This is a genomic window from Veillonella sp., assembly GCF_015058545.1.
Taxonomy (GTDB): domain Bacteria; phylum Bacillota; class Negativicutes; order Veillonellales; family Veillonellaceae; genus Veillonella_A.
This window is the reverse complement of the sequence record NZ_SVCB01000103.1, coordinates 1-4,921: the sequence shown is the minus strand read 5'-3', so window position 1 is coordinate 4,921 and position 4,921 is coordinate 1. Positions and strand designations below refer to the sequence as shown.

4 protein-coding genes and 2 pseudogenes are annotated in these 4,921 nt (G+C 41.5%); 1 reads left to right on the top strand and 5 read right to left on the bottom strand.

Translation table 11 applies throughout. The annotated features are described in order from the left end of the window. Nucleotides 1-244: hypothetical protein (locus tag E7204_RS06875; protein WP_295183012.1), on the bottom strand; the 244-nt coding region annotated here is incomplete at its 3' end. Nucleotides 245-598: 354 nt separating this feature from the next. Continuing rightward, nucleotides 599-2,290: a carboxylesterase family protein gene (locus E7204_RS06870; RefSeq protein WP_295183011.1), complete on the bottom strand. Its 1,692-nt coding sequence runs from the start codon at nt 2,288-2,290 to the stop codon at nt 599-601. Between the two features lie 200 nt (nt 2,291-2,490). Between E7204_RS06870 and E7204_RS06865 the strand changes: the two genes are divergently transcribed. Further along, nucleotides 2,491-3,363, top strand: coding sequence for a LysR family transcriptional regulator (locus E7204_RS06865; RefSeq protein WP_021840358.1), 873 nt, complete (start codon nt 2,491-2,493; stop codon nt 3,361-3,363). A gap of 141 nt (nt 3,364-3,504) precedes the next feature. On the opposite strand, the gene rplL is transcribed toward E7204_RS06865, so the two are convergent. From rplL to E7204_RS06850, 3 genes and pseudogenes are all read right to left on the bottom strand, one after another. Then, on the bottom strand, nt 3,505-3,876 hold the full coding sequence (gene rplL / locus E7204_RS06860) for a 50S ribosomal protein L7/L12 (protein WP_006555624.1): 372 nt from the start codon (nt 3,874-3,876) through the stop codon (nt 3,505-3,507). A gap of 52 nt (nt 3,877-3,928) precedes the next feature. Further along, a pseudogene (gene rplJ / locus E7204_RS06855) lies at nt 3,929-4,431 on the bottom strand (50S ribosomal protein L10). Nucleotides 4,432-4,613: 182 nt separating this feature from the next. Continuing rightward, nucleotides 4,614-4,921, bottom strand: a pseudogene (locus E7204_RS06850) (50S ribosomal protein L1); the annotation flags it as partial.

The following is a 4,921-nucleotide window of genomic DNA, read 5'->3' as shown; positions in this document are numbered from 1 at the left end:
GGCCATTCATCATAGAATGCATAGAGCTGTTATTCGCGGAACTCTGATTGTTCATCATGTTATTGACCATGCCGCCCATCATAGAACTCATGTTAGCCGTCATATTTTGGCTGTTTGTAGCGGTCGCGCTATCGTAGCAACAATCATTGGTCGTCACTGTATCATGAGCAGATACAATGGCTGTCCCGCCTGTTATCGCTACTGCCACCAATAAAGCTTTCATATAATTTGAATACTTCTTCATTTCACCGTCTCCAATACTTACATTTTAACTACAACACATTTTAAATATTTCACCTGAAAACCAGGATATATGTATGCCTATACCAATACCGATATATACTTGATTTTGAAATAGTATATACCCCATACCGGTATATTAGGTTTTTTACCATGTAATCATACCATGATTGTAGGAAAGACTCAACACGGGGGTATATTAGGGTACATCTGTCTTTTGAGGCTAGTCTTTTTTATATTTTATGAATAAAAACCTCCTAATATTAGCTCTCATATCTAATATTAGGAGGTTGATTTATAATTTTAATATTGGAGTTTTTTTAATGTAAGTGTTTCAAAATGCTCGACAAGTTGCCTACTATTTTGGCTGATATTCACTGTTAATTTTATTCCAAAACGCTGTATGATGCGCTTCGTTAAATTCATTTTCACTCATATAGGAATTCGGCAAAGTGAAGGTCATATAGTTTTGTTTCTTTGGATCATAGGTTGGCCACTCAGACTGCTTATTAATTTCACCGGCACGCGCCCAAATTTGAACCATTTGATTGGCTAACTTTTGCTGTTCCGGATTTAAAGCCGAAGATTGAATGGAACTGCCGTTAAATCCAGGGAAGATGTACGGTAATTCATAAGTATGCGATGCTTTTTGCGGGAAACTCGTTACCAAATAAGACGGCGCCGTTTCATCAGCAAACACATAAGCATACACCGGAATCTGATTATAGAGCACATCATTTATGCGTTGCATCGAAGAAGATAACCATGCATCGGTAATCAAAGGGGCAAATGCTTCAGCGTAAGAGTCATATTGCTCCGGTGGATACTCTGCCATAATAGCTTCTTTGAGGCCCGGTCTGTCGCCCAATAAATTTACCAGCCAATCTAATTGAGCCATATACCCTTCACGATCCATGGCTTTCCCGGTCAAAGTTTCCGGTAAGCCGGCAAAGAAATTACCTTCCTGCTTAGTAACACCATTAATAAGGGTTGCTTTATTAAAACGGCCGTTTTTAAATGCTTCCATCGAACGTTCTGGTATGTACTCCCCATCAACCATAAATGTCATCAACATATACGGTGTCTGAGTACGAAGAATTTGTTCCGTCGATAAGCTTCTAAGCTGTTCGGCCGTAGCATCTTTTAAACCATTGGCTTCGGCAAAGGCAATCCCTTTCGCCTCAGCTTCCGCTATACTGTTCTGTGTAAAGGCAGCCGTCATAGTTGATGTATTACCACTCATGGAAATAACCTGCTGGAACTTACCGGCTGAATGCGGATTTACCATGGCCGTCAAGACACTTTCACCACCGGAAGATTCCCCGGCAAGGGTAACGTTTTGTGGATCCCCACCAAATTGACTGATATTTTCTTGTACCCAGGTGAGTGCCATGTCCTGGTCCATAAGGCCGTAATTGCCGATGGCATGGCCTTCGGCATCAATAGCCGGGTGGGCAAAAAGCCCAAATATACCTAAGCGATAATTTATCGTTACCACTATGGCTCCCTCTTTTGCTAAGGCCGTCGGATTATAATCCTGAGACGCGCCAACTTTTAAACCGCCCCCGTGAACCCATACAAACACCGGAAGTTTCTCATTATTGGCTTCTGCCTTAAGGCGGGCCGCTTCGTCAACAAACACATTAAGATATAAAGCATCTTCGCTACCACCGGCGGTGGCAAATACGCCTAAATCACTATTCTGTGCAAACTGACTTTTATACTCGGTGGCGTCATAAACACCCTCCCAAGATTTTGGCGGCTGCGGCGGACGCCAACGAAGTTCTCCTACCGGTGGCTCAGCATAAGGGATTCCTTTATAGCTCTCAATGCCATTTTCGATTGTCCCTCGCAAAAGACCTGTGTTAATGCGCACGATAGGTGCCGACTGCTGCACCGCCGTGGTCGCTAAATCGGTTACTGCTACCGACGGTGCCCCATTAGTAACAACGACATCGGCCGCCGTGCTGAAACTAAATTGACTTGCTAATAAAACTGCTAAACCTAGTTTACTTAAGTTTCGCCATGCTTTCTTTTGAAATAAATTCATTGTATCACTCCTCTCTGATAACAGAGTAACCGATTTAACATTGACAGAGAAGTTTCCATTTTTTACAATAGATGTAACTAAAAGTTTCTACTTATTATATGCCGATAACTTTTACACCCTACGCTTTATTAGTAACAGTCTTATCTTAAATCAGGTAAAAAGACGTATGTATGCATCGTTTTTCAAAATAAGGAGATCTTATGTACAACAAAGATTTAGATATTTTTAAAGCAGTTGCCGAAACAGGAAGTTTCTCCAAAGCAGCACAAAAGTGTTTTATTACTCATACAGCAGTCATTAAGAAGATGGGCAATCTGGAAACGCACTTTGGCGCGACTTTATTCCATCGTTCGACGCGAGGGGTCACCTTAACAACGGAAGGACAAATACTATATCATCACACGTTAGAGATAATGGACTTCGCTAGTAAAGCAATTGCAGAAATAGAGGCGGTCCAACATAAGAAACATCCGATTCTCCGAATAGGCTGTTCCTTTATGTATCCCATCGATCCATTCATACTCCTTTGGAATCGTAATTTATCGGTAACGGCAAATATGCAGTTTAGAATTATTCCCTTTAGTGAAGATGAGTCTTATAAGAAACTACTTAATAATAAATTTGACTGTATTATCAGCCCCTACAATCATTTTCGCGCTACCGATAATATTTCAATTCTCCCGTTAGGCTCGTATCACTTTTGCTTGGCCGTACCCATACAGCACCCATTACACGGCCTATCGCAATTATCTTTTAAAGATTTAGAAGGTCATCGCTTGCGCATGATGATTACCGGCATCAGTCCTTTAAACGACAATATCCGTAACCATCTGGTAACGCATCACCCACAAATTAACATCGTAGATATTCAGGACCACTACAATATGGATACCTTCAACGATTGTGCCGAAAGCGGAGACATATTACTGTCCTTAGACTGTTGGCAACAGATTCACCCGGCCCTTCTGTCTATTCCTTTGGAAGAATCCTATGAAATGCCATATGGTCTAATTTATTCTAAAGAAAGTCCACCTAATGTTCTTTCGTTTTTGGAACAACTAAAAACTGAGTAAACATCGATGTCAACCCCCCTATCAACAGCTAATAAGGGGCGATCCCAATGACAGTCCTCTAAGTATTTCAACACACAAAAACACCCCGTGACCTAAGCCACGGGGTGTTTTGATTTGTTAAGCTATAATGCTAAACTTAAATTATTTAAGTTCAACAGTTGCGCCAGCTTCTTCCAATTTAGCTTTAAGAGCTTCAGCGTCAGCTTTAGCAATGCCTTCTTTTACAGGAGCAGGTGCGCCGTCAACAACAGCTTTAGCTTCTTTCAAGCCAAGACCGGTTACTTCGCGAACAACTTTGATTACGTTGATTTTACCAGCGCCAGCGTCTTTCAAGATTACGTCGAATTCAGATTTTTCTTCGCCTGCGCCAGCAGCACCGCCAGCAGCAGCAACAGCTACAGGAGCAGCTGCAGTTACGCCAAATTTGTCTTCGATAGCTTTTACAAGATCATTTAATTCAAGGATTGTTGCTTGTTCTAATTCAGCAACGATGTTTTCAATGTTAAGTGCCATGATTTAGTTCCTCCACTAATTATATTTGGTAGTAATATGTTTAAATTACCGATTATGCTACAGTTTCGTCTTTTGCTTCGGAAACCGCTTTTACAGCGTAAGCCACGTTGCGGATTGGAGCCTGAAGTACGGAAAGGAGCATGGAAAGCATACCTTCACGGTTAGGCAATTTAGCAAGGGCTTTAACTTCGTCAGCATTGATTAATTTACCTTCAACAAGACCTACTTTAACGTCAATTGCTTCAGTTTTAGTGTCTTAATGAAGTTTTCAATGATACGAGCCGGAGCTACTGCATCAGTTTTGGAAATTGCCAACGCAGTTGGACCTTCCAAGTGCTCCGCGAAACCTTCAATACCTAATTCATTAACTGCAATGCGAGTCAATGTATTTTTGATTACTTTGTACTCTACATCTTCAGCCAAGAATTTACGGCGTAAATCAGTTACCTGAGCTACTGTCAAGCCATGGTAACCAACAAGTACGGCCCCCTTTGCTTCAGAAAGATTTTCTTTCATCTGTGCAACGATTGCCTGTTTCTGTGTAGTGACAGCCATTAGAATACCTCCTTATAGATTTTTGGTGATGCTCTATGTACTATCTTAGCGTAAAAAACGACCTCACCGCCAAAACGATGAGGTCGGAACCGTTCTACTAAAAGAATTCGGTGTCAGCCTCAGCGGGCGGATTTACATCCATTATACATACCTGCGGTCTACAGCTAAGAGAACATATCTAATTATTGTTCCTTCGTAACAGTAGTCAATTTGAATACGTTAAGTGGAACACCAGGGCCCATAGTAGAGCTCAAGGTTACAGATTTAATGTACTGACCTTTAGCTGCTGCCGGTTTAGCCTTAATAATAGTATCAACGATTGTGCGGTAATTGTCAAGCAATTTAGCATCATCGAAAGAAGCTTTACCGATTGCACAGGAGATGATACCTGCTTTGTCGGTACGATACTCGATCTTACCGGCTTTAATTTCGTTAACAGCACGAGCTACGTCCATCGTTACAGTACCAACTTTAGGGTTTGGCATCAAGC

Coding starts and splice junctions, on each gene's coding strand:
- E7204_RS06870 (WP_295183011.1), bottom strand. CDS start 2,290: ATGAATTTATTTCAAAAGAAAGCATGGCGAAACTTAAGTAAACTAGGT.
- E7204_RS06865 (WP_021840358.1), top strand. CDS start 2,491: ATGTACAACAAAGATTTAGATATTTTTAAAGCAGTTGCCGAAACAGGA.
- rplL (WP_006555624.1), bottom strand. CDS start 3,876: ATGGCACTTAACATTGAAAACATCGTTGCTGAATTAGAACAAGCAACA.